We start from the raw sequence: 22865 nt of genomic DNA on the forward strand, positions 1-22865 counted from the left end.
GCTGCCCAGGCGCATCACCTGAGGGCCCTTCCCGTATGAAAGCCTTCGTCCCCCTGCTCGCCGCCGCCGCCGCCGCCACCTCGCTGGCCTTCACCCAGGCGCCGCTCACCGAGGAGCCCTCCGCGGCTCCCCAGTCCCTCACGGGCAACGCCCCGTCCGAGGCCCAGCTCTCTCCGCCCCCCGACGCGGAGAAGATCCTCGTGCCTCCCGGGTTCGTGGAGGTGCTCAACCCGGCGTTCCCCGACCCGCCCCCGCCCGCGCCCGCCCAGCCGAAGATCTTCAAGGGCCGCGCCTACGACCTGGACGACCTGTCGCCGTACTTCGGCGAGGGCAAGCTCAAGGAGGCCAAGCAGGCCTTCGACAAGGGCTTCTACGTTCGGGCCCGGGAGCTGCTGGAGAAGGAGGGGGATTCGCTCCCCGTGCGCTACCTGCGCGCCCTGAGCGCCGTGCGCGCCGGGGACGACAAGCGTGCCGCCGAGGAGATGACCGCCCTGGCCGAGGACTACCCCGCGCTGCGCGATCGCTGCCTCACCCATGCGGGCGTGGCGCTCGAGTCGCTCGGGCGCTTCGTCGACGCGGCCGTGTTGCTCGCCCAGGTGCCGGAGGGCTCCCGGTTGTACGCCGATGCTCGCCTGGCGCTCGGCCGTGTCCTGCGCAAGGCGAAGGACACCGAGGCCGCGCTCGCCGCGCTCGCGCCCCTGACCAGCCGCGCCTCGCCGTCGTGGGGCCGCAACGTGGGTGCCGAGGCCCTCATGGCCAGCGCCGACATCGCCGCGGAGAAGAAGGACAAGGTGCGTGAGCGCGAGTTCCTCTGGCGCCTGTGGGCCAGCCACCCGCTCACGCCCCTGGCCCAGCAGGCCGAGAAGCGTCTCAAGGGACAGCAGCCGCCGGTGGAGATGAAGGTGCTGCGCGGCGAGCAGCTCATCGAGCTCAACCGCAACCGACAGGGTCTCCAGGTGCTCGAGCCGCTGCTGCCCAAGCTCAAGCTGCCGGACGCGCTCGCCTGCCGCGCGCACTTCGCCTACGGCAAGGGCATGCGCAAGGAGCGCCAGCACTCGCGCGCCATCGCCACGCTCACCCCCGTGGTGGACAAGTGCCAGGATCGGGATCTGCTGCCGCGGGCCCTCTATGTGCTGGGTTCCTCGCGCTCCATCGTGGACCAGGTGAAGGGCCCCGAGACGTACGAGCGGCTCGCCCGTGAGTACCCGGACCACTCCTTCGCCGACGATGCGCTCTTCTATGCCGCGGACCTGTACGTGAAGACGGGCCGCTTGGAGCTGGCCTCGCAGCGGCTCAAGGAGCTCGCGAAGCTCTATCCCCAGGGAGACTTCCTCGGCGAGGCGCTCTTCAAGGACTTCTGGATCTCCCGCACGCTCAAGGCCGAGGACGGCGGGCTGCCCATGCTCGAGCAGATCGAGAAGCGCTTCGCCGACGCGGACGAGACGTACGACGTGGAGCGCGCGGCGTACTGGCGGGCGCGCACCCTGCAGGACAAGGGGGACTCCAAGGCCGCCGCGGAGCTCTTCGAGACGCTCGCGGTGGAGCACCCGGCCACCTACTACGGGTTGATGGCGCGCACGACCCTGCGCGAGCTGGAGCCGGCGCGCATGCAGCGCGTGGCCGCGCAGATCGACTTCACCCAGCAGGAGCGCCGGGCCCCCTGGCCCCTGCACGCGGGGGCGATGGAGAAGGATGCGCACTTCACCGCCGCCGTGGAGCTGCTGCGCCTGGGCTTCCCCGAGAGCGTCTCCTCGGAGCTGCTCGCCGTCAACCGCACCAACCTGCCCGCGGAGAACATCCGGCTGCTCGTCCAGCTGCTGGCGTACTCCGGTGACGAGCGCGGGGCCCATGCGGTGGCCCGCGTGGCGCTGCGCCGTGACCTGAGCGGCCGCATCACCCCGGAGACGCGGCCGGTGTGGGAGGTGGCCTATCCCAACGCGTTCCGAGATCTGATCGAGAAGCACACCGCCGCGGCCGGCGTGGAGCCGGATCTGCTCCAGGCGCTGATGCGCGAGGAGAGCGCGTTGGATCCCAAGGCGCTCTCGTGGGCGGGCGCGTTGGGTCTCACCCAGCTCATGCCCTCCACGGCGCAGTCGGTGGCGCACCAGCTCAAGCTCAAGAAGGTGACGACCCAGTCGCTGTTGGAGCCGGACATCAACATCAAGCTGGGTGCGCACTACCTGGGTGGGCTCGTCAAGCGGTTCTCCGGGCACACGCCGTTCGCGGTGGGCAGCTACAACGCCGGCCCGCTGGCCATCGACAGGTGGCGCGCCGATCGCCCGGGGATGCCGCTGGACGCGTGGGTGGAGGAGGTGCCCATCGCGGAGACGCGCGGCTACATCAAGCGGGTGCTGCGCTCCTACAACACCTACCAGCTCCTCTACGGGCGGCCCTCCAAGGTGCCCGCCGTGCAGGCGGCGAGCCGGTGATGTGAACAGGGTGTGAAGGGTGGGCGGGTTGGCTGGCGCGAGCGCCCCCGCTCCCTTAGACTTGTGGTCGTGGGTGCACCCTCGGCCGAAGACGGGGGGAAGAACGCGCTGCTGCGCGCGCTCCCCTCTATCGAGCAGCTTCTGCGCCGTCCCTCCCTGGAGGCACGGCTGGCAGGAATTCCGCGTGCCCGAGCCGTGGCGGCGCTACGGCTCGCGGTGGATCGCGTGCGCGGGCGGCTGCTGCGCGGCGAGGCTCGTCCCTTCGAGGACTCGGATGTAGACGAGGCGCTGCGCATCCTGGCCACGCCCAACCTGCGGCCCGTGCTCAACGCCACCGGCGTGGTGTTGCACACCAACCTCGGCCGAGCCCCCCTGGCTCCCGAGGCCGTGGCTCGCGTGGCCGCCGTTGCGCGGGGTTACTCCAACCTCGAATACGACCTGGACGAGGGCGAGCGCGGCAGCCGCTATGCCCCCGTCGTCGAGCTGCTCACCCAACTCACCGGAGCAGAGGGCGCCCTCGTGGTGAACAACTGCGCGGGCGCGGCGCTGCTGGTGCTCGCCACGCTGGCGGTGGGCCGCGAGGCCATCGTCTCGCGCGGAGAGTTGGTGGAGATTGGCGGCGGCTTCCGCGTGCCAGAGGTGATGAAGCAGTCCGGGGCGCGTCTGGTGGAGGTGGGCACCACCAACCGCACCCGGCGCTCGGACTACGAGTCGGCCCTCACGCCGGACACGGGCGTGTTGATGAAGGTGCACCGCTCCAACTTCGCGCTGGTGGGCTTCACGGAAGAGGTGGAGGTGAAGGAACTGGCCGCGCTCGGCCGGGCGCGCGGGGTGCCGGTGGTCGTGGACCTGGGCTCGGGGGCGCTGGTGCCGCTCTCTGGTGAGGGCCTCACCGGCGAGCCCACCGTTCCGGCCACCGTGGCCGCGGGCGCCGATGTGGTGGCCTTCTCTGGCGACAAGCTGCTCGGCGGGCCCCAGGCCGGCATCATCGTGGGCCGCGCCGGGCTGATCTCCCGCATCAAGAAGCATCCGCTGACCCGGGCGCTGCGCATCGACAAGATGACGGTGGCGGCCCTGGAGGCCACGCTGGAGCTGTACCGGGACGGACGTCCAGAGGCGGTGCCCACCTACCGGTTGCTCACCTGTCCCCCGGACGAGCTGCGTGCCCGTGCCGAGCGCTTGCTCCAACTCCTGGCGGTGAAGGGAATCAAGGCCCGTGTGTCCTCCATCTCCGGGCAGGTAGGCGGAGGAGCGATGCCCCTGGCCCGGTTGCCGTCCTTTGCGTGCATCCTCACCGTTGAGGAGCCTGCGGCCTTCCTGGAATGTCTCCGGGGGGCGGAAGTTCCGGTGATCGGGCGGATCTCGGACGGCGAGGTGGTTATGGACGTCCGGTGCCTGGCAGAGGAGGACCTTGGGCCGGTCGCTGAAGCCGTTGGTATGGCCTCACAGGGAAGGCAGCCATGTTGAACAGCGCCGTTCTCGTCCTGAACCGAAACTACCAACCGGTGCACGTCACCTCGGTGAAGCGCGCCCTCTCGCTCCTCTACCTGGGTGTGGCCAAGGCCATCGACGCGCAGTACCGCCTCTACGAGTTCGATGATTGGGCGGCCCTGAGCGCCACCGCACCTCATGACAGTGTCAGCACCATCAACCGGCGCATCCGCGTCCCCCGGGTGGTGGTGCTCTCCGCCTACGAGTACCTGCCTCGCGGCCGGGTGCGCTTCTCCCGGCTCAACATCTACGCGCGCGACCACGACACCTGCCAGTACTGCGCCCGGCAGCTTCCCCGCTCGGAACTCAACCTGGACCACGTGGTGCCCCGCTCCCAGGGAGGCAAGACGAGCTGGGAGAATGTGGTGTGCTCGTGCGTGCCCTGCAACCTCCGGAAGGGCGGGCGCACGCCGGAGCAGGCGGGGATGAGGTTGCTCAAGGTGCCCGTGCGGCCCCGGTGGACGCCGTTCTTCCGCGGGGCCTCCCGTCGCATCACCTACCGTGAGTGGTTGCCGTTCCTGAACCTGGCGGATGCCTCGTACTGGAACGTCGAGCTGCTCGACGACTGATCCGGCCAGGCCGATGGGCGTTCTCCCCATGGCATGTCGTTCACAGTGAGAGTGGCCGGTGCCCTGCTTCCGGGGTCTCCCGAGGTGCGCGGAGGGCGTCCGCGCGTCGACTGTCGAGGGAGAAACCTATGCAGGGAAACCGTTGGCTGGTGGCGGGCGCGCTCGCGCTCGTCATGAGCTTCGTGGGCTGCGACTGCGGCGAGACGCCGCCCGGAAACACGGATGACGGTGGCGTCATCAGTGGCCGGGATGGCGGGAATGGTGAGCCGGACGGTGGCGGCACCACCCCGGATGGAGGAGACGGAACGGTCCTGGACGGCGGTCCGGGCTCCCAGTGTGTGGCGGCGGGGGCGCTCTGCAGCCGGGACAAGGGTGCCCAGTGCTGTACGGGCGTGTGCGGCGAGGACGGCCACTGTCCGGAGCCCAACCCTCTGTGCCGGAGCGCTGGCGAGTCCTGCACCTCGGGCATCGAGTGCTGCACCAACGTGTGTGAGGGCGGCAAGTGCGGCTCCTCCCAGTGCCTGGACATCGGAGGCTCGTGCTCCACCCCCGAGCAGTGCTGCACCAAGACGTGCACCAGCGGCCAGTGCGCCCAGATTCCGAGCGACACCACGTCGGTGTGCAAGGTGGTGGGCCAGGCCTGTTCGGTGGACGGGGACTGCTGCTCCACCAACTGCCAGGCCGGCATCTGCGCTCGTGCCTACTCGTGCCAGGGCTACAACGACATCTGCACCCGGAACGCGGAATGCTGTGGCAACGCGTGCTCGGCCAACGCCGACGGTGGTGTGGGTCGCTGCCAGTTCGTCACCGGCGGTGGCGGTGGCGGGTGCATCCAGGACGGCAACCCGTGCAGTTCTGGCTCCACGTGCTGCTCGCGGACATGCGTGGACCTCGGCTATGGCGCCACGGTCTGCCAGCCCGTGAGTGGCTGCAAGCTCACCGGAAACTTCTGCACGCAAGACAGTGACTGCTGTGGTGGCGGTCCCAACCCCAACGGCAGCGTGAAGTGCGTGGGGGGCCGCTGCGACAACGGCCAGTCCTGCAACGGTGTGGGCAACATCTGCGGCGCCGGCAAGCTGCCGGACGGCGGTGTCACGGACATCAACGCGAGCCAGAACTGCTGCGACGGCAAGAAGGCCGTGTGCCACGTGGACTCGTCCGGCGTGCCGCGGTGCTTCGGCAGCGCGGGCATCGACGGTGGCCTCGGGGCCTGCCCCAGCGGCTACACCGGCGAGCCGGGCTGCTGCATGCCGGAGGGGAACACCTGCCAGTTCTCCGACCAGTGCTGCAATGACGCGCTGTGCCTCCCGGCGGGAGACGGCACCGGCCGGCTGTCGTGCCAGAAGCCCACCTGTGCGCCCGTGGGCACGCTCTGCAACCAGGGAGGCGTGACGTGCTGCCCGGGGACCCAGTGCCTGCCCAACACCGAGCTGACGAGCGCCTGCCAGGTTCCTCCGTCCACGTCGGACGGGGGAACGCCCTCCACGGACGGTGGAACCACCGCCGACGCGGGCACGGGTGGACCCACCTGCCAGGCCAACGGCGCCACGTGTACGGGCGGGGCGCAGTGCTGCTCGGGCACCTGCTCGGGGGGAACCTGCCAGCAGCCCACGGTCTGTGAGCCGCAGAACGGGGCTTGCACCTCCGGTTCAGACTGCTGCCAGGGCCTGCGCTGCGACATCCCCTCCGGCACCACCACGGGGACCTGCCAGCCTGGGGCTACCTGCTCGTCCAGTGGCCAGGCATGCTCGACGGCCAACCCGTGCTGCTCGGGGCTTGCCTGTACCTCCTCGACGGGCGCCGCGTGTAATGGCACCTCGGCCTGCGCCTGCCGGGTGATCATCAACTAGTTGGCCAGGGAGTCGACGCGGAGCCCGGGACGGGTTTTGATACGGGGGCCTTGAGTCCCCCCAGTCCCTCTTCCGCGTCGCAGCCCGCCCGTTCGCCCTCGTCCGCACAGTCCGCGGGCGGGGCCGCGCGTCCGGACCCCGATTCTCCGGGGCTCGGCGCGCGGGTCCGACCCCATCGCATCATCGCGGTGGGTGGCGGCAAGGGTGGTATTGGCAAGTCGCTCGTCTCCGCCAACCTCGGTGTCGCCCTGGCCATCCGAGGTCAGCGCGTGCTCCTGGTCGATGCGGACCTGGGTGGCGCCAACCTCCACACCTGCCTTGGTGTCGGCCAGCCCACCGCCACTCTGTCGGACTTCATGTTGCGCCCGAAGGCACGATTGGAGGACGTCATCGTTCCCACGGGCGTGCCCAACCTGTCGCTGATCGCCGGTGCACTGGACGTGCTGGACGCCGCCAACATCAAGTACGCCCAGAAGCAGCGGCTGCTGCGCGGCCTGCAGACCCAAACGGTGGACTACCTGATCCTCGATCTGGGCGCGGGCTCCAGCTTCAACACGCTCGACTTCTTCATCATCGCCGACCACTGCGTGCTGGTGCTGCTGCCCGAGCCCACCTCGGTGGAGAACGCCTACCGCTTCGTCAAGGCCGCCTTCTACCGGAGGCTCCAGCAGGTGGAGTCGCAGTACGGGATTGAGCGGCTCGTGGAGCGCGCGCTGTCCACCCGCGAGGGCGCCGCGCGCACCCCCTTCGAAATCATCCAGCACGTGCGCCAGCAGAACGCCGCGCTCGCCGAGCGGCTCGAGAAGGAACTGGCCGCCTTCCGCGTGAAGCTGGTGCTCAACCAGGCGCGCTCCGATGGCGACCTGAACGTGGGCGCCGCGGTGGTGTCCGCGTGGAAGAAGTTCTTCGGCCTGGAGATGGATGACCTCGGGGCCATCCGTTACGACGACGAGGCGTGGCGCGCGGTGCGCAGACGCCGGCCCATCGTCCTCGACAAACCCGAGTCTCCAGCCGCCATCGGAATCCAGAGCATCGCCGATCGCCTTCTGGCGATCGACGGGGTGACGGGGTGACGTCCGCCATGAAGCACTTCGAGCAGCAGACCTATTACGAGCTCCTGGAGGTGGCCATCACCGCCTCGGAAGATCAGATCCTCGACGCCTATGCGCGAGCGATGGAGACGTACTCGCCCGACTCCATCGCCGTGTACACGCTGGTGGATCCGGAGCAGCTCGAGGCCCTGCGCCAGCGGCTCACGCAGGCCATGGAGGTGCTCTGCGAGCTGGATCTGCGCATCGAGTACGATCGCAAGATCGGCGTGACCCGCACGCCCGAGGAGCTGGCCCGTCTGCGGGCGGAGTCCCTGAAGCGCGCGGCCGAGTCCGATGCCGGGAAGGCGCCAGCGAGCGGGGCAGGGGAGCCGCCGGTCGCGGTGGTGGCCGCTCCGGCGCCCGTAGCCGAGGCGAAGCCTGCGGCCGAGGCGAAGCCGGCAGTGCAGGAGCCGGTGGTGGCGCAGGTGCAGCCGGCCGCGCCCGAGCAGCCGGTGGTGCAGGCGCAACCGGCCGTGTCCGAGGTGGCGGTGGCGCAGGTGCAGCCAGCCACGCCCGAGCAGCCGGTGGTGGCGCAGGTGCAGCCAGCCACGCCCGAGCAGCCGGTGGTGACGCAGGTGCAGCCAGCCACGCCCGAGCAGCCAGCGGAGGCTCAGGCCCCATCCGCCGCCGAGGACGAGCCGCTCGAAGCGGTGGTGGTGTCCGAGACGGTGCCGGTGTCCGAGACGGTGGTGGTGACCGAGGCGGAGCCGGTGGCCGAGACGGGGCCCGTTGCCGGGGTGAAGCCCGCCGGGGGCCCCGCGGCGAATTCAAATGGGGTAGCCCATTCCACACCGGCCGAGCCCGCCGTTCCGGCTCTACCCGTGGCCGCAGCGCCCTCCGTCTCCATTCCCACGTCCCGAACCCTCACGCCCATGCCCGGGACCCTGCGGCCCGCGGCCCATGCCCGGCCCTCCGCTCCGGTGGCCCGCCATGGCTCCTCCGTGCCGCCCCCGTTGCCCCCGCGCAATGGAACCCGGTCCGCTCCCTCCCGTGCTGCGTCCAACGGCCAGCAGCTCGGCGAGGCCCCGGTGCTGGCCCAGGCCTCGGCCATCGCCACCGCCGAGTCGGCGCTCGCCCAGGTGGCGGTGAAGGCTCGTGACTCGCGCACCCGGCTCAAGACCGTCGTCGACATCCCGTCCGACGCCGAGTTCAATGGCGAACTGCTGCGCCGCGTGCGCGAGGGCCGCAGCATCTCGCTGCAGATGCTCGCGGACCGGACCCGCATCTCGGCCCGGCACGTGGAGAACATCGAGGCGGACCGCTACGACATCCTCCCCGCGGGCGTCTATCTGCGCGGCATGTTGATGAGCATCGCCCGCGAGCTGGGACTGGATCCGCTCCGGGTCTCCCGGAGCTACATGGGTCTTGTCGCATCCGGTGAGAAGAATCGGCGGTGAGGACCCTGCTGGGCGGCCGAGCGTTCCCCGGTGCTCGCTGTGTGTCAGCGAAGTTGACACCCCCTGGGGGGCTGCTTAGAAAGCTCCAGGATGACTGAAGAAGAAAAGATCAAGGCCATGCGGCTGGCCCGCGCGATTGCCTCGGATATCTCGCTCTACAACGAGCAGAAGATCATCAAGGGCATCGAGCAGGACAACCTTTTCGAGGTCCTCAAGGAGGAGCTCGAGGAGGGCCGTGAGCTCTACAAGAGCCGTGTGAGCCCCGAGATCTTCCAGAGGATGAATTTCTTCGAGCGGGCCATCAACGACATCGTCCTGCGCTCCAAGGCGCACGTGAAGTCGAAGATTTGGTAGCCCCCGACGTTCGCGAGCACCGTGCCCCGCCCGAAGCCCGTGGCGAGCGGCTCGATCAGGTGCTTGCGCGCTCCTTTCCGGAGCTCACGCGCTCGCGCATCCAGGGCCTCATCGAGGCCGGTCACGCGCAGGTTGATGGCAAGGCCGCGAAGGCCTCCCTGCGCCTCAAGGGTGGCGAGTTGCTCTCCCTCACGGTTCCCGCTCCGGTGCCGGCCGTGCCGGTGGCCGAGGAGCTACCGCTGGCGGTCCTGCACGAGGATCGCGATCTCGTCGTGGTGGACAAGGCGGCGGGGATGGTGGTGCACCCGGGGGCGGGCCACGCGTCGGGGACGCTGGTCAACGCGCTGCTGCACCGGGTGAAGGACCTGGCCGGGGTGGGCGGCGAGCTGCGCCCGGGCATCGTCCACCGGTTGGACAAGGACACCACGGGCTGCCTGGTGGTGGCCAAGCACGAATCGGCGCTGGTTGCGCTGCAGAAGGCCTTCAAGACGCGTGCGGTGGAGAAGACGTACCTGGCGTTGGTGCACGGGACGCCGAAGGCCGCCGAGGAGCGTATCGAGACGCTCTACGGCCGCCACCCGGTGCACCGCCAGCGCTTCACCGGCAAGGTGAAGGAGGGCAAGCCGGCCATCACCGTCTACCGGGTGCGCGAGGCGTTCGAGGGCGCCTCGCTGGTGGAGGTGGATCTCCTCACCGGCCGCACGCATCAGATCCGCGTGCACCTGGCGGAGTCGGGCCACCCGCTGTTGTGCGACACCGTGTACGGAGCGGGCCGCAAGGCGAAGGGCAGGGCGGAGGAGGCGCAGGAGGTGCTGGGCCGTCAGGCGCTGCACGCGTGGAAGCTGGCCTTCCCCCACCCGCGCACGGGCAAGACGCTGCACGTGGAGGCGCCGCTGCCTCCGGACTTCACCGCGGCGCTGAAGGTGCTGCGGGGCCGCTCGGAGAAGTAGGGCCCCGGGCGGAGCCTCAAAACACGCTGCGCACGAGCCCGCCGTCGATGCGAAGGGCGGCTCCGTTGATGGCGGAGGCGAGCGGGCTGCTCACGTAGGTGACGAAATCCGCGACCTCCTTCGGGTCGATGAGGCGTTCGATCAACGACGTGGGGCGGTTCTCGCGCATGAAACGCTTCTCCGCTTCTTCGAGGGACAGGCCGGGGAAGAGGTCCTGGACGAACTTCGCGACACCTTCGGTCCGGGTCGAGCCCGGCATGACGGTGTTGACGGTGACCGCGGTGCCCTTGGTGAGCTCGGCGAGGCTGCGGGAGATGGAGAGCTGCATGGTCTTCGTCGCGCTGTAGTGGGCCATCTCGGGCGAGGGGCTGATGGCGGCCTCGCTGGCGATGAAGATGACGCGGCCGGTCTTCTTCGCCAGCTGGGCCTTGAGGTAATGGCGGGCGAGGCGCACGCCGCTCAGGACGTTGACCTCGAACAAGCGCTGCCAGTCCGCATCCGTCTCGTCGAAGAAGCCCACGGCCTCGTAGATGCCGAGGTTGTTGATGAGGATGTCCACCTCGGGGAACTGGCGGAGGGTTTCGGTGGTGCCCTCGGCGGTGCCATTGTCGGCGGCCAGCTTCTCGAGCTTCGCGCCCGGCACGCGGGTGCGGATGTCGGAGATGGCGGCCTCGACGCTGGCGGCGGTGCGTCCGTTGATGATCACCGTGGCGCCTTCACGGGCGAGGCTGGTGGCGATTTCCTTGCCGATGCCTCCCGAGGAGGCGGTGACGAGGGCGAGCTTGTGGTCGAGGTGGAGATTCATGACGGGCCGTGTTTCGGAGAGAGGTGGATTCGTGTCCTGGCATCGACGGATGCCTGGCGGTGGGGCAATGCGGTGAACGTGTCGACTAGGCGACCCCTTCGACCTGCCGATGGAGCGGGGTGCCGTGGACGGGGTTGCGGTGGGCGAGCCGGGTCGCGGCCAGGAGCACGCCCAGCCCGGCGAGTGTCATGGCCGCGCCGGCCCAGATCGGTGCGGTGTACCCGAGCCCGGTGCTGAGGGTCAGGCCACCCAGCCATGCGCCGAGCGCGTTGCCGATGTTGAAGGCGGCGATGTTCGCCCCGGAGGCCAGGGTGGGGGCCTGCTCGGCGTAGTGCATGATCCGCATCTGCAGCCCGGGCACGAGGGCGAACCCGGAGGCTCCCATGAGGATCAGGGAGATGACGGTCATGACCTGGCTGTGGGCGGTGAGTGCGAACACTGCCAGCACGGCGGTGAGCACGAGCAGCATGGAGAGCAGCGTCCTGGACACGGACTTGTCGGCCGCCTTGCCACCGAGGAAGTTGCCGATGAACAAGCCAGCGCCGAAGAGGATCAGCAGCCAGGGCACGGTCGCGCTGGTGAAGCCGCTGACCTCGGTCAGGATGTAGGCGATGTATGTGAAGGCGCCGAACACGCCTCCGAACCCGAGGATGGTCACGGCCATGGACAGCCAGACCTGCGGGTGGGTGAAGGCGCGCAGCTCGCCGCGCAGCCCCTGTCCTTCCGCCTGGGTGTTCGCGGGCGTGCGCTTGGGGACGAGGAGCGCCAGGCCGATCATCGCGATGACCCCGATGACCGTGATGGCCCAGAACGTCGACCGCCAGCCCATCTGCTGGCCGAGCAGTGTGCCCAGGGGCACACCCAGGACGTTGGCGGTGGTCAGGCCGGCGAACATCATCGCGATCGCTCCCGCCCGCCGGGTGGGGGCGACCATGTCGGCGGCGACCACGGACCCGATCCCGAAGAAGGCCCCGTGGCACAGGGCCGCGACGACTCGTCCGATCATCATGGCCGTGTAGCTGGCGGCCAGCGCGGAAAGCCCGTTGCCGAGGATGAACAGCACCATCAGCCCGAGCAACACGTGCTTGCGGTTGAACCGCGTCACTCCGGCGGTGATCACGATGGCCCCCACCGCCACACTGAGCGCGTACCCGGAGATGAGCCAACCGGCGACCGACTCGGTGACGCCGAAGTCGCCTGCCACCTCGGGGAGCAACCCCATGATCACGAACTCGGTGAGTCCGATTCCAAAGCCCCCGATCGCGAGGGCGAGCAAGCCGAGCGGCATGGCCTTCTTCCTTTTCCGTGCTCGATGCGTGGATGTATGACGCGTCTGCAACTAACGGCGCACGCGGGCTATATATCCAGGATATGGCGCGTCTGCAACTAACGGCGCGCGCCGGTTATATCCGTGCACACGCGTGCTATGCGCGTGGGCTGCTATATGGAAGGGAGTGAGCGTTCACCCAGCTGCCTGGGCCGAACGACAGGAAGGAGACGCCCCATGGGAATCGCCGACGATGCGGTGCAGGTCCGCGCCCAGGGCTGGCGGACGCTGGCCGCGCTCCACGGTCTCATCGACGCCGCGCTGGAGAAGGAGCTCCAGGCCCGACATGAGCTGTCGGTGGTCGAGTACACCGTGCTGGATGCGCTGTCGCGGCAGGACGGCTGGCACATGCGCATGCAGCAGCTCGCCCGGGCGGCGGCGCTGTCTGGCAGCGCGACGACGCGCCTGGTGAACAGGCTGGAGGACAGGGGGCTGTTGACCCGGATCCTGTGCAAGGACGACCGGCGCGGCATCTACACCGAGCTGACCAAGGACGGGTGGGCGCTGCTGAACAAGGCCCGTCCCACCCACGACGAGGTCCTCGAGTCGACGCTGTCCGAGGCGGAGCAGACCCCGGAGCTCGCGCCATTGGTCGCCGCCCTGCACCAACTCTCCTGAGTCAGGGGGTGCATGGAAGTGCCCGCCGGATGCTCCGCGGAAGAAGAGGGGCGGGGCTCGGGTTGCCCTGGACAGGAATGAGGGGTGGGGTTATCCCTCCGCTCCGTCCGATGGGCTCGTGGTGAGCGCCATCGACCCGGACGAGGTGCGCCGTACCCGGTCACGACAAGACGACGCCTGAGAAGGAGTGCGCGTCATGGCGTGGCTGCTGCTTGTCGTCGCTGGATTGCTCGAGGTCTGCTGGGCCATCGGGCTCAAGTACACCGAAGGCTTCACCCGTCCCCTGCCCACCGTACTGACGGTCGCGGCCATCATCGCCAGCATGGTGCTGCTGTCGGTGGCCGCCCGGAGCCTGCCCATCGGCACCGCCTATGCCATCTGGGTGGGCATTGGCGCCCTGGGCGCGGCTGTGCTGGGCGTCTTCCTGTTCCAGGAGCCCATCACACCCGCTCGCGTCTTCTTCCTGTCGCTGCTGCTGACCGCGATCATCGGCCTGAAGCTCACGGGGGGCGCGGAGCACTGAGCGCGCCCCCGCCGCATCACACCCCGCCCAGCGACATCGTCTGCTGCCGCCGGCTCAGCACCTTCACCGGCTGGATGGCCATCACGCGCATGAAGACCTGGAGCAGCTCCGGGTCGAACTTGTTGCGCATCTCCGTCCACATCAGCATCAGCGCCACCTCGGGGCCGTACGCTTCCCGGTACGGCCTCCTCGACGTCAGCGCGTCGTACGTGTCGCAGATGGCGATGATCTTCGCGTACACCCCGAGGTTCGTCTTCGGGATGATCATCTGGATGTTGCCTCGCCCGTCGCGCACCGCCGTGCCGAAGTCGGCCTTGTGCTCGAACGTCGTCACCACGCGCAGCAGCGTCGAGCGCGAGAAACCCTTCTCCATCAGGATGTTGCGGATGGAGATGAGCGGCGCCTTCTGGATGATCGCCTTCTCCTCACCATTGAGCGCGCCGCGCTTGGTGGCCAGCTCCTCGGGGATGGTGCTCATCCCCGCGTCGTGGAAGAGCGCGATGTAGCCCAGGTCGCGCAGCTGCTGCTTCGTCAGCCCCAGCTCCTGCCCGAACACGATGCTCATCAGGCACACGTTCACCTGGTGGTACACGAGGTAGTCCGCCTCGCGCTTCATCGTGGTCATGCCCAGGAAGTGCGTCTTCTGATCGAAGGCGATGTCCACGAAGTCCTGCACCAGCCGCAGTGCCTTCGACGTGTTCAGCGGCTTGCCCTGCTGCACCGACTCCAGGTACTTCGAGAGGAAGAACACCGCGCGCGCATAGACCGTCAGCGCGTACTTCTTGCGGTCCACCTTCTGGTCATCCGGGTTGGCCAGCTCGTCCCGGTTGAGCTTCTCTTTCAGCTTGGAGAAGCGGGCGACCTTCATGTTGAGCAGCTTGCGGCCCGCCAGCCCGTCCTCCTCGGCCGCCGCCGACTGCTCCTTGCTGAAGATCCAGATGAAGTTCTTCAGGTCCGGCACCGTGACGGGCTTGTTCAGCGAGATGCCGCCCACGTCCTTGGCGCGCATCTCCCCCAGCAGGTAGCGCTGGTTGTCGATGGAGTTGAGGTCCACCTTCACCAGCATGTTGTTGAGGTAGAACGAGTCCTTGACGCCCACCAGCTCCAGCCGGCCTTCCTTGGAGATGATCTGGTTGACGATGTCCTGGAGCTGCAGCAGCGGCTTCTCGAAGACCGCGTTCTCCGGGTCATACATCTTCACCGAGCGGATCAGCATGTACAGGCCCGACACGAGCCCGCGCGCCAGCGTCTGGAGCTTCTCCGAGTAGCCGCGGCCGAACTCGTTGATGTTCTCTTCCTGGCCCTGGGTGACCTTCAGGTTGTCCGGCATGGCTCTCACGCCTCCTCGTTGCCAGCGGTTTCGCCGAACAGCGTCTTCTTCGTCTGGTACATGGCCTTGCGCGCGGCGGTGAGCACCTCGGGGGGTTGGTTCTTGTCCTCCACCACGCCCTGCAAGGCCTTGTACGAGGGAATGGAGCACGCGCCCGCCAGCCCGGCGACGGCCAGCAGCTTGTCCTCCACCACCTTCTTCTTGTTGAGCAGCGTGGGTTTCACCGCGAGTATCTGCAGCAGCATCGAGATGGCTCCCGGCAGCCCCGTGGCGCCGAGCGCGCTGTAGACGGCCGTGCGCTCCTCGAGGCTCTTCTTGTCGAAGTTCGCATCCCTCAACACGCGCACCAGGTCCACGTAGGCCTTGTCACGGTCGAACTCGGGCAGCAGCCGCGCTGCCAGCATGCGCACCTGGGTGACGGAGTCGTTGAGCGCGTCGAGGATGAGCTTGCGGGCCTCGGCGGTGCGGCCGCGGGCGATGATGTTCATCACCTCCAGCTTCACCGCCAGGTTCTTGTTGAGCATCACCAGGCCGAACATCTTCACCCGGTCCGGGTGGTTGCTCTTCTCCAGGATGTAGACCATGTCGCGCACGGTCTGGGGCCGCTCGGACTCCAGCCGCTGCACGAAGGGCTGCGGGTTCTCCTGCGCGAACTTCGCCAGCACGTCGCACACCAGGATGCGGTTCTCGGGGATTTCAATCATCTCCAGCGCGTTGAGCACGGAGAAGATGGTGGAGGGATCCAGCGCCTGGAGGTAGCGGGTGATGTCCACCGGAGTCTTCGGGCGCGTCGTCTTGAGCACCTCCGCCAGACGCATCACGCGCTGCTCCTCGCCCATCTTCAGGGTGAAGTGGGAGAGCAGCAGGCTGGCGCTGCCACCGGGCTCGCGCTGCCCCATGGCGCGCAGCTTGAGGACGATCTGGTTGATGGTGCCGTAGTCGTCCTGGATGAGCATCGCGTCCAGGAGCTGGACGAAGACCTCCTCGAGCAGCGCCGTGTCGTCCACGCCGCCTTCGATCACCTGGAAGATGGCGCTCACCAGCTTGGGGAAGAGCCGGGAGTGCTCCTCCTCGGTGATCTCCCGCTGGAGCCGGGCCTTGAGATCGTCCGAGGCGTACGTGCCGGACACCACCAGGCCGCGCATCTGCTCCACGCCGTCCATCTTGGAATCCAGGTCGTCCGCGCTCACGCGGGCGAAGCGCAGGTAGTCGTCCGAGTTCGTCTTGAGGCGCGAGTAGAGGTAGCCCACCACCTTGTCGACCTCGACCTCGACCTCCTGCTCGGAGACCTCGTCCATCTTGAAGCCCTCGACCACCACGTACTCGAGGTGCTCCAGACCCGCTCTCCACAGCTGCGACAGCACGTCCTCCGCGCCGCGATCCGGCTCGGACAGGGCGATGAGCGTGAACGTCACCAGCTCCTCGATCCGGAGGCCCGGGCGGAAGATGAGCTGGCGGATGCCGTCCCGGTAGAACTTGTAGGGCAGCGGCGTGTCCTCGGAGAAGATCGGCTCGCCGTGCAGCATGAAGTTCTGCTGCTCCACCTTGAGCGACAGTGGGCCGTGCTTGTTCGTATACGCGGCGATGGACTCATGGGCCCGGGCGAGGAAATCCGGAAATCTCGCCTCGTTGTGCCGGTACATGCCGATCTGCTTGATGCCCTTGAGCAGATGGAACGTGAAGTCGCGAGCCGCCTCCACCTTCTCTTGCGTAGCTGGATCCGCCGCGGATTCCGGGGCGGAGGTGGAGCGGGCGGTCTGTGCCTGGGCCATGACGTCGACGTCCTTGGGTGGGCGAGCGGGGACGAAGGGGGGGGAAGTTCAGTGTACCCCGATTCTTCCCGTTTCGCCTCCTTTGATGTATCACCCCGGGGCGGGTTGCGCGGCCTGGCTGGAATGATTACCGGGAGCGTGCACCGGCAGGGCCCGGAGCGCCGTTCGAACAGACGCCCGCCGCACCGGTACACGCCTCGGAACAGGAGCGCGAGCTCCCTACCTGAGCATCGGAGTGGGCCCCATCAAGGGGAAACGGACTGCAAATGTTTGGAATGGAAGGCACGCGCGCTTCAGAGGCGTGCTCCGTGCTGTAGAGGACGAGGCGGCCATTCGGGTCCACGTACACGCCCCCGCTCGCGTCCAGGTTGCACTCGCCGGGTGCATGCCCACGAGGAAGAGCGCGCCGTCCCCGCACCGGGTGACGAAGTTCAGGTTCTGGTAGTCCCCGTAGTTGTTGTTGCTGATGACCGAGCCGAGCGCGGACCAGTGCCAGCTGGCCATGAGCTGCCAGCCACTCGCGGGCGGCGTGACAGCGCGCTCAGGTGGGGCGCTGAGAACGGGTGCGGCACCGTGCCTCGGCGATGCGCGCCCGCGCGGCCTCTCCGGGCCGGCCGGCCGTGTCCATGAGGGCCGCGGCTCGTGCGTAATGGTCGGCGGCCTGTTCCGGAGGAAGCACCTGCTCATCCGCGTGCGCGGAGGCGAGCAGGTAGGGCAGTGCGCGATCCACCGAGCCCGCCTCCATCCAGTGGTGCGCGAGGAGGATGGCCGGGGCTCCGTCCCGCTCGAGCACGGTGGCGAGGCGGCCCGACAGGACGCGGGCGGCGGCGGGCGGGATACCGGCCCGGACCGCTTCCAACACCAGATCGTGACTGAAGCGCTCACCCACCAGGACCTGCGCGGCCTCGAGCTCGGCGAGCGCGGCATGAATCGCGGTGGTGGTCACCTCGAGCGCATCGGGGGCGAGCGCGGGCCGGAAGTGTGAGCCCGCCAGGGCGGCGAGCTGGGCGGTCTGGAGGGCCAACGGGGAGAGATGCTCCAGGCGGCGCTGGATGAGGGGACCGACACGGCCGGGGGGCGGCAGCCGGTGGGGCCAGTCCTTGTGGAGGGAGCCGGTCTCGAGCAGGTGCTTGAGGGTCTCGGTGATGTAGAGGGGATTGCCACCGGTGTAGCGGGCCAGGGCCTCGGCGTGGAGCTCCGCGCCGGGCAGATCCAGGCCCGCCAGCAACTGGCGCACCTCCTCGGGGGAGAGCGGGCCGAGGTCGATGACACGCGCCAGGCCCGCGTCCACCAGGTGGCGCACGTTGGCCTCGGAGTAGGGCGGGAGCTCGCCCCGGCGGTAGCAGTCGATGAAGCACGGCCTTCGCGTCGTGCCCGCACGGGAGTCCAACACGCGGGCGAGCGCGTAGGTGAAGATCTTCGCACTGGCCTTGTCCCAGTACTGCACATCGTCCACGACGACGACGTCCTCGTGCTCGTGGAGCAGGCGGATGGCCTCCGCGTGTGCATCGTAGAAGCGCAGCTCGTCGGCCTCGGAGACGAGGGGCGGGATGGGGTTCGAGGAGGCGCCCAGCTCGGGAAGGATGCGCGAGAGCTCGGTGCGCACCCAGTCCGGCATCTTCACCTCGGGCTGCGCGGCCATGCGGGTCCGGAGGGCGCGGGCCTGCGAGGCGAAGGGGATGTCCTGGTCTCCCGGGCGCCCTTCCATCCGCACCCACCGCCCCCGGGTGGCCGCGAACTCCTCGGCGAGGCGGGACTTGCCGGTGCCGGGCTCGCCGGTGATGAACAGCACCTGGCCAGCCTTCCAACCCTCCTCGAGCTGGCGCCAGGCTGCCTCCCGGCCCGCGAGCACCGGGGGGCGCAGCACGGACAGGGGAAGGGGCGAGGGAGACGCGGCGGGAGGACGGGGGAGCTGGGTGCCCTTCTCGATGTGCCGCACCAAGGCGAGGGTGTCGGGCATGGGCGTGACGTCCAGCTCGCGGGAGAGGACGGAGCGCAGCCGCTCGAAGGCGGCGAGCGCGGCACCGCGGTCCCCCTGGAGATAGTGCAGGCGGATGAGGTGGCGGCCGGCCTGCTCGGACTCGGGTTCGTGCTGGACCCAGGCCTGGGCCTGGGCGAGCGCGGTGCTCCAGTCGCCCTGGGCCGTGTGGCGTTCGATCTCCGCCTCGCGCGCCTGGCGCACCCATCCCTCCACGGCGGTGCGGGCGCCGTCCAGCCATCGCGCCAGCTCCGGGCAGTCATCGAAGTCGAAGCCCGACAGCAATCCGACCCCGGCCCCGGCGTGCAGGGCCTCGAGGACACGGGCGTGCGCGTGAGTCATGGCGGCGGACTTCAGGTCCGCGACGTCCACGCGCAGCTCGGGGCCGGGCTCCAGGCGCTCGGCGCCGGCCCGCACCAGCTCCAGGCCACCGCACGCCAGCCGCAGGCGGCGCAGCAACTGGCGCATGTTGTTGCGCGCGGTCGTGGGCGGCGAGTCAGGCCACAGCAGGTTGGTCAGCGAGAGCTTCGGCGAGGGCCCTTCCAGCCCCAGATAGGCCAGCAGCGTCGCGGCCCGCCGCTCCAGCCGTACCCGTTGGCCCTCGGGGCCTTCCAGCTGCGCCAGTCCCAATACCCGCGCTGTCCACCCGGTCCAGGCCACCTCGGTTCTCCTCCGCCCTCTCTCTCCGGTTTCACCACCGGGACGAGGAGCAGGCACCAGTACCGTGTATGGCCGGCCTCCATTTCCTTTTTTATTGGGGGGCGGAGGATGTTTGTCTTTCCATGCAACTTCGCTGAAAGATTCGACCGTTACTTCGCAGGAGGGGTCTGCGCGCCGCTCTCACCCTTGAGGCCCGTGAAAAGCAGTAGGACGGTGAGGCAAGCGAAGAAGCCCAGACTCCACGTATCCGACTCCTGGAGGAAGCGGGAGAAGGGGGTATTGCCGAGCCGCCCGGGGATGTCGATGGCGCGCGTCCAGGCGCCGTCGCTGGCGATCTCCAGGAAGGCGATGAGCACGCCCGCGATGGCGCCGCCGGCGATGTAGCCCGAGGAGAGCAGGGTGCCGGGGGAGAATTCGGACTCGGCGGCGGTGCCTCCGCGCACCCGGTCCACCACGTAGCGCACCATGCCGCCCACGAAGATGGGGGTGGTGCTGGAGATGGGCAGGTACACGCCCACCGCGAAGGGCAGCGAGGACACCCCGCACAGCTCCAGCAGCAGCGAGATGAAGACGCCCACCAGCACCAGATCCCACGGCAGCTTGTGCGTGAGGATGCCATCGATGATGAGGGCGAAGAGCTGGGCCTTGGGCGCGGGGTAGCGGGTGAGGGGGACGCCTTCGTAGCTGGTGATGCGGCCGCCAATGCCCGGATCTACCACGTAGTGGATGGCCCCCGCCTCATCCACCAGGTACGTCCCCGTGGGCACCGACGTCTCCGAGCTTCGGACGTAGCCCACGCGCCAGGTGCGCTCCGGGCCCGGCGTCACCGCGCCCAGCTCGGACACCTTCACCGATTGGCCCGAGGGCAGGCGCACGTCCGTGGCCGCCACGTGCTCCAGCGGCACCGCGTTCCAGCTGCGCAGCTCGGTGGTGCCACCCGGCCCCTGGGCCACCTCCAGGCCCTGTCTCCACAGCGGTCCCTTCAGCTCGGCGAGCTTCACGCCCCGCGCCGCCAGCGCCTGCTCCGACACCGCCCAGGGGTACGTGTGCTGCGTCCGCCGCTCCTCGCTCAGCACGCTCACCGTCTGGCCCGGGTGCGTCTCGGGGATGATGGCGGTGGCGCCCCGGTTGAGCACCACCAGCACCACACCGATGAGGAGCGCGCTGGTGAGCACGCCCACGAAGAGGGCGATCTGCTGCCGCCACGGCGTGCCGCCCACGAGGAAGGCCGTCTTCAGATCCTGCGCCGTGGTGCCTCCGTTGGAGGCCGCGATGCCCACGATGGCCGCCGTGGTGAGCGCCATGAAGCGGTCCTCGGAGCTCGTCCACCCCAACATCAGGTACACGAGGCAGGTGATGAGCAGCGTGGCCACCACCATGCCGGAGATGGGGTTGGACGAGGAGCCGATCTCCCCGGTGATCCGCGCGCTCACCGTCACGAAGAAGAAGCCGCACACCACGATGAGCACCGCGGAGACGAAGTTGACGTGCAGCGGAGGCGCCAGCCAGATGGCCAGCACGAGCAGCGCGCTGCCCACGATCACCACGGTGATGGGCAGATCCTGCTCGGTGCGCAGCATCACCGGCGCCGGCCCCTTGCGCCGCGAGGCCAGGAAGGTGTCCAGCCCTCGCCGGAAGGCATGGACGATGGTGGGCAGCGAGCGGACGAGGCTGATGAGCCCTCCGGTGGCCACCGCGCCCGCGCCGATGTACAGCACGTACGCGTCTCGCACCGTGTCCGGATCCATGTCCCGGATGAGCGTGCCGTCCGGCCGCAGCAGCGGGTGCTCCAGGCCGCTGCCGAAGAAGGTGATGAGGGGAATCAGGATGAGGTAGCTGAGCACGCCGCCCGCGAAGGTGATGGCCGCCACGTGCGGGCCGATGATGTAGCCCACGCCGAGCAGCTCCGGGCTCACCTCCACGGAGATGGAGCCGCCCGCGTAGCCCGCCCGCTGCGCCACTCCCGCCGCCGTCGTCTTCACCCAACTGAGCGCCGTGCCCGCGATCTCCTTGAAGAGGTGCAGGCCCGCGTAGACGAACTTGTAGAGGCCACCCACCGCGAAGCCGAGGATGACCGTGCGCGCGTTCGTCCCGCCCTCCTCGCCGACGACGAGCACGTCCGCCGCGGCGGTGCCCTCGGGGTAGGTGAGCTTGCCGTGCTCGTGGACGATGAGGCCCTCGCGCAGGGGAATCATCATCAACACCCCCAGCACGCCGCCGAGCGACGCCACCAGGAAGGCGTGGAAGAGGTCGATGTCGTAGCCCAGCAGCAGCAGCGCTGGCAGGGCCGCGGCCACTCCGAAGGCGAGCGACTCGCCGGCCGAGCCCACCGTCTGGACGATGGTGTTCTCCAGGATGTTGGAGCGGCCCAGCGCCCGGAAGATGGCGATGGACAGCACCGCCACCGGAATCGAGGCGGACACCGTCAGGCCCACCTTCACCGCCAGGTACACCGACGAGGCACCGAAGATGATGCCCAGCACCGAGCCCAGCACCAGCCCGCGCACCGTCAGCTCCGGGCGCGACTCGGTGGGGGGGATATAGGGCTGGTAGGTGACGGGGGCGGAGACTTCCGCGAGGGGGACGCGGTCCTCGGAGATCGGCGGTGGGCCGTGGGACAAGGGGGTTCTCCTCACTGCGGGAACCCGGCCCTTGTATCAGACGCGGTGGGCCCGGGGATCCGCGCTCTCCGCCCATTGTGGGGGCCTGAAAAGTGGGCCCTGAAAAGACCGAGGCGCCTCCACCCCTCATCGGAGCGGAAGCGCCTCGGAAAGCGTCCCCCCGGACGCAACCCATGTCACCCGCGGGGCCTACTGCACGGCCGCGGTGGTTTCTGGATCCACCTCGGCCATCAGCGCGGCCAGCTCGGCCTTGAGCTTGTCCTTGGCGCGGATCTCCAACTGGCGGGCGCGCTCACGCGAGAAGCCGAAGTGCTCGCCCAACTCCTTGAGCGTCATCGGCCGCTCGTTCATCACGCGCTGCTCGATGATGAAGCGCTCGCGCGGATCCAACCGCATCAGGGCCGTGCGCACCCGGGCGTTGATGAGGCCCGCCTCCTCCTTGTCCGCGAACTCGTCGTCCTGCGGCGCGCTCGCGCTCACCACGAAGTCCACGTGGCTGTTGCCCCCGTCCTCGCCCATGGGCGCGTCCAGCGACAAGTCCCGCCCGCCCATGCGCTGCTCCATCTCGCGCACCTCGCCGGGCTTCACGTGCAGCCGCTTGGCGATCTCATCCACGTTCACCACCGAGCCGTCCGCGCCGCCGAACTTCTCCAGCTCGCGCCGCGTGCGCGCCAGACTGAAGAACAGCTTGCGCTGCGCCTGCGTGGTGCCGAGCTTCACCAATGACCAGCTCTTGAGGATGTAGTTCTGGATGTAGGCGCGGATCCACCACACCGCGTAGGAGATGAGACGGATGCCCTTGTCCGGATCGAACTTCTGCACCGCCTTCATCAGGCCGATGTTCCCCTCCTGGATGAGGTCGGACATCTTGATGCCGTAAGAGCGGTACTCGTAGGCGACCTTCACCACGAAGCGCAGGTTGCTCGTCACCAACCGGTGACCCGCGGCCAGGTCGCCCTTGATATAGCGGCGGGCCAGGGCCTGCTCCTCTTCCACTGAGAGCAGGGCGTACTGGTTGATCTCCGAGAGGTACATCGCCAGCGAGCCCGAGTTGGACGACTGCTCAGTAGAGAGCTGCATGGGTTCTCCCGAGTGGCCTC

Annotated in this window: 17 protein-coding genes and 1 riboswitch; of the genes, 10 read left to right on the top strand and 7 right to left on the bottom strand. The window is 68.8% G+C overall.

Annotation, left to right across the window (positions count from 1 at the left end; genetic code table 11):
- Nucleotides 1-35: 35 nt before the first annotated feature.
- The 8 genes from DAT35_RS01645 (at nt 36) to DAT35_RS01680 (ending at nt 10131) form a co-directional block, all read left to right on the top strand.
- On the top strand, nt 36-2429 hold the full coding sequence (locus tag DAT35_RS01645; protein ID WP_108065094.1) for a transglycosylase SLT domain-containing protein: 2394 nt from the start codon (nt 36-38) through the stop codon (nt 2427-2429).
- A gap of 69 nt (nt 2430-2498) precedes the next feature.
- A complete protein-coding gene (gene selA, locus DAT35_RS01650; protein WP_108065604.1) occupies nt 2499-3896 on the top strand; it encodes an L-seryl-tRNA(Sec) selenium transferase in 1398 nt (465 codons plus the stop codon).
- Nucleotides 3890-4489, top strand: coding sequence for an HNH endonuclease (locus tag DAT35_RS01655; protein ID WP_108065095.1), 600 nt, complete (start codon nt 3890-3892; stop codon nt 4487-4489). The genes selA and DAT35_RS01655 overlap by 7 nt, the downstream gene beginning before the upstream one ends.
- Nucleotides 4490-4617: 128 nt before the next feature.
- Entirely contained in the window at nt 4618-6339 is a 1722-nt protein-coding gene (locus DAT35_RS01660; RefSeq protein ID WP_108065096.1) for a hypothetical protein, read from the top strand.
- A gap of 188 nt (nt 6340-6527) precedes the next feature.
- The gene (locus DAT35_RS01665) at nt 6528-7412 is read left to right on the top strand and encodes a MinD/ParA family protein (protein WP_369945070.1); all 885 of its coding nucleotides are present in this window, start codon (nt 6528-6530) and stop codon (nt 7410-7412) included.
- A gap of 8 nt (nt 7413-7420) precedes the next feature.
- Nucleotides 7421-8827, top strand: coding sequence for a helix-turn-helix domain-containing protein (locus DAT35_RS01670; protein WP_108065605.1), 1407 nt, complete (start codon nt 7421-7423; stop codon nt 8825-8827).
- Nucleotides 8828-8917: 90 nt separating this feature from the next.
- On the top strand, nt 8918-9181 hold the full coding sequence (locus DAT35_RS01675) for a hypothetical protein (protein WP_002627508.1): 264 nt from the start codon (nt 8918-8920) through the stop codon (nt 9179-9181).
- Nucleotides 9175-10131, top strand: coding sequence for an RluA family pseudouridine synthase (locus DAT35_RS01680; RefSeq protein ID WP_108065098.1), 957 nt, complete (start codon nt 9175-9177; stop codon nt 10129-10131). The genes DAT35_RS01675 and DAT35_RS01680 overlap by 7 nt, the downstream gene beginning before the upstream one ends.
- Before the next feature lie 16 nt (nt 10132-10147).
- Here the strand turns inward: DAT35_RS01680 and DAT35_RS01685 are convergent, their stop codons facing one another.
- Together DAT35_RS01685 and DAT35_RS01690 are read right to left on the bottom strand one after the other, a co-directional pair.
- A complete protein-coding gene (locus DAT35_RS01685) occupies nt 10148-10936 on the bottom strand; it encodes an SDR family NAD(P)-dependent oxidoreductase (protein WP_108065099.1) in 789 nt (262 codons plus the stop codon).
- A gap of 85 nt (nt 10937-11021) precedes the next feature.
- On the bottom strand, nt 11022-12224 hold the full coding sequence (locus tag DAT35_RS01690; protein WP_108065100.1) for an MFS transporter: 1203 nt from the start codon (nt 12222-12224) through the stop codon (nt 11022-11024).
- 216 nt (nt 12225-12440) lie between these two features.
- Between DAT35_RS01690 and DAT35_RS01695 the strand changes: the two genes are divergently transcribed.
- Together DAT35_RS01695 and sugE are read left to right on the top strand one after the other, a co-directional pair.
- Nucleotides 12441-12881, top strand: coding sequence for a MarR family winged helix-turn-helix transcriptional regulator (locus tag DAT35_RS01695; RefSeq protein ID WP_108065101.1), 441 nt, complete (start codon nt 12441-12443; stop codon nt 12879-12881).
- 115 nt (nt 12882-12996) lie between these two features.
- Nucleotides 12997-13061: riboswitch (guanidine-III (ykkC-III) riboswitch) on the top strand.
- Between the two features lie 16 nt (nt 13062-13077).
- Nucleotides 13078-13404 (top strand): quaternary ammonium compound efflux SMR transporter SugE, encoded by a 327-nt coding sequence (gene sugE, locus DAT35_RS01700; RefSeq protein ID WP_108065102.1) that lies wholly within the window; start codon nt 13078-13080, stop codon nt 13402-13404.
- Nucleotides 13405-13420: 16 nt separating this feature from the next.
- On the opposite strand, the gene DAT35_RS01705 is transcribed toward sugE, so the two are convergent.
- The 5 genes from DAT35_RS01705 to DAT35_RS01725 all read right to left on the bottom strand — a co-directional run bounded on the left by DAT35_RS01705 (nt 13421) and on the right by DAT35_RS01725 (nt 22845).
- Complete coding sequence (locus DAT35_RS01705; RefSeq protein ID WP_108065103.1) at nt 13421-14734, bottom strand: HD-GYP domain-containing protein; 1314 nt, start codon at nt 14732-14734, stop codon at nt 13421-13423.
- 5 nt (nt 14735-14739) lie between these two features.
- Nucleotides 14740-16506 (bottom strand): HEAT repeat domain-containing protein, encoded by a 1767-nt coding sequence (locus DAT35_RS01710; protein WP_108065104.1) that lies wholly within the window; start codon nt 16504-16506, stop codon nt 14740-14742.
- A gap of 541 nt (nt 16507-17047) precedes the next feature.
- A complete protein-coding gene (locus tag DAT35_RS01715; protein ID WP_199242769.1) occupies nt 17048-19144 on the bottom strand; it encodes an AAA family ATPase in 2097 nt (698 codons plus the stop codon).
- A gap of 149 nt (nt 19145-19293) precedes the next feature.
- Nucleotides 19294-21765, bottom strand: a complete 2472-nt coding sequence (locus tag DAT35_RS01720; protein WP_108065106.1) for an OPT family oligopeptide transporter — start codon at nt 21763-21765, stop codon at nt 19294-19296.
- Nucleotides 21766-21954: 189 nt separating this feature from the next.
- Entirely contained in the window at nt 21955-22845 is an 891-nt protein-coding gene (locus tag DAT35_RS01725) for an RNA polymerase factor sigma-32 (protein ID WP_108065107.1), read from the bottom strand.
- Nucleotides 22846-22865 lie beyond the last annotated feature (20 nt).

This window comes from Vitiosangium sp. GDMCC 1.1324, from assembly GCF_003044305.1.
Taxonomy (GTDB): domain Bacteria; phylum Myxococcota; class Myxococcia; order Myxococcales; family Myxococcaceae; genus Archangium.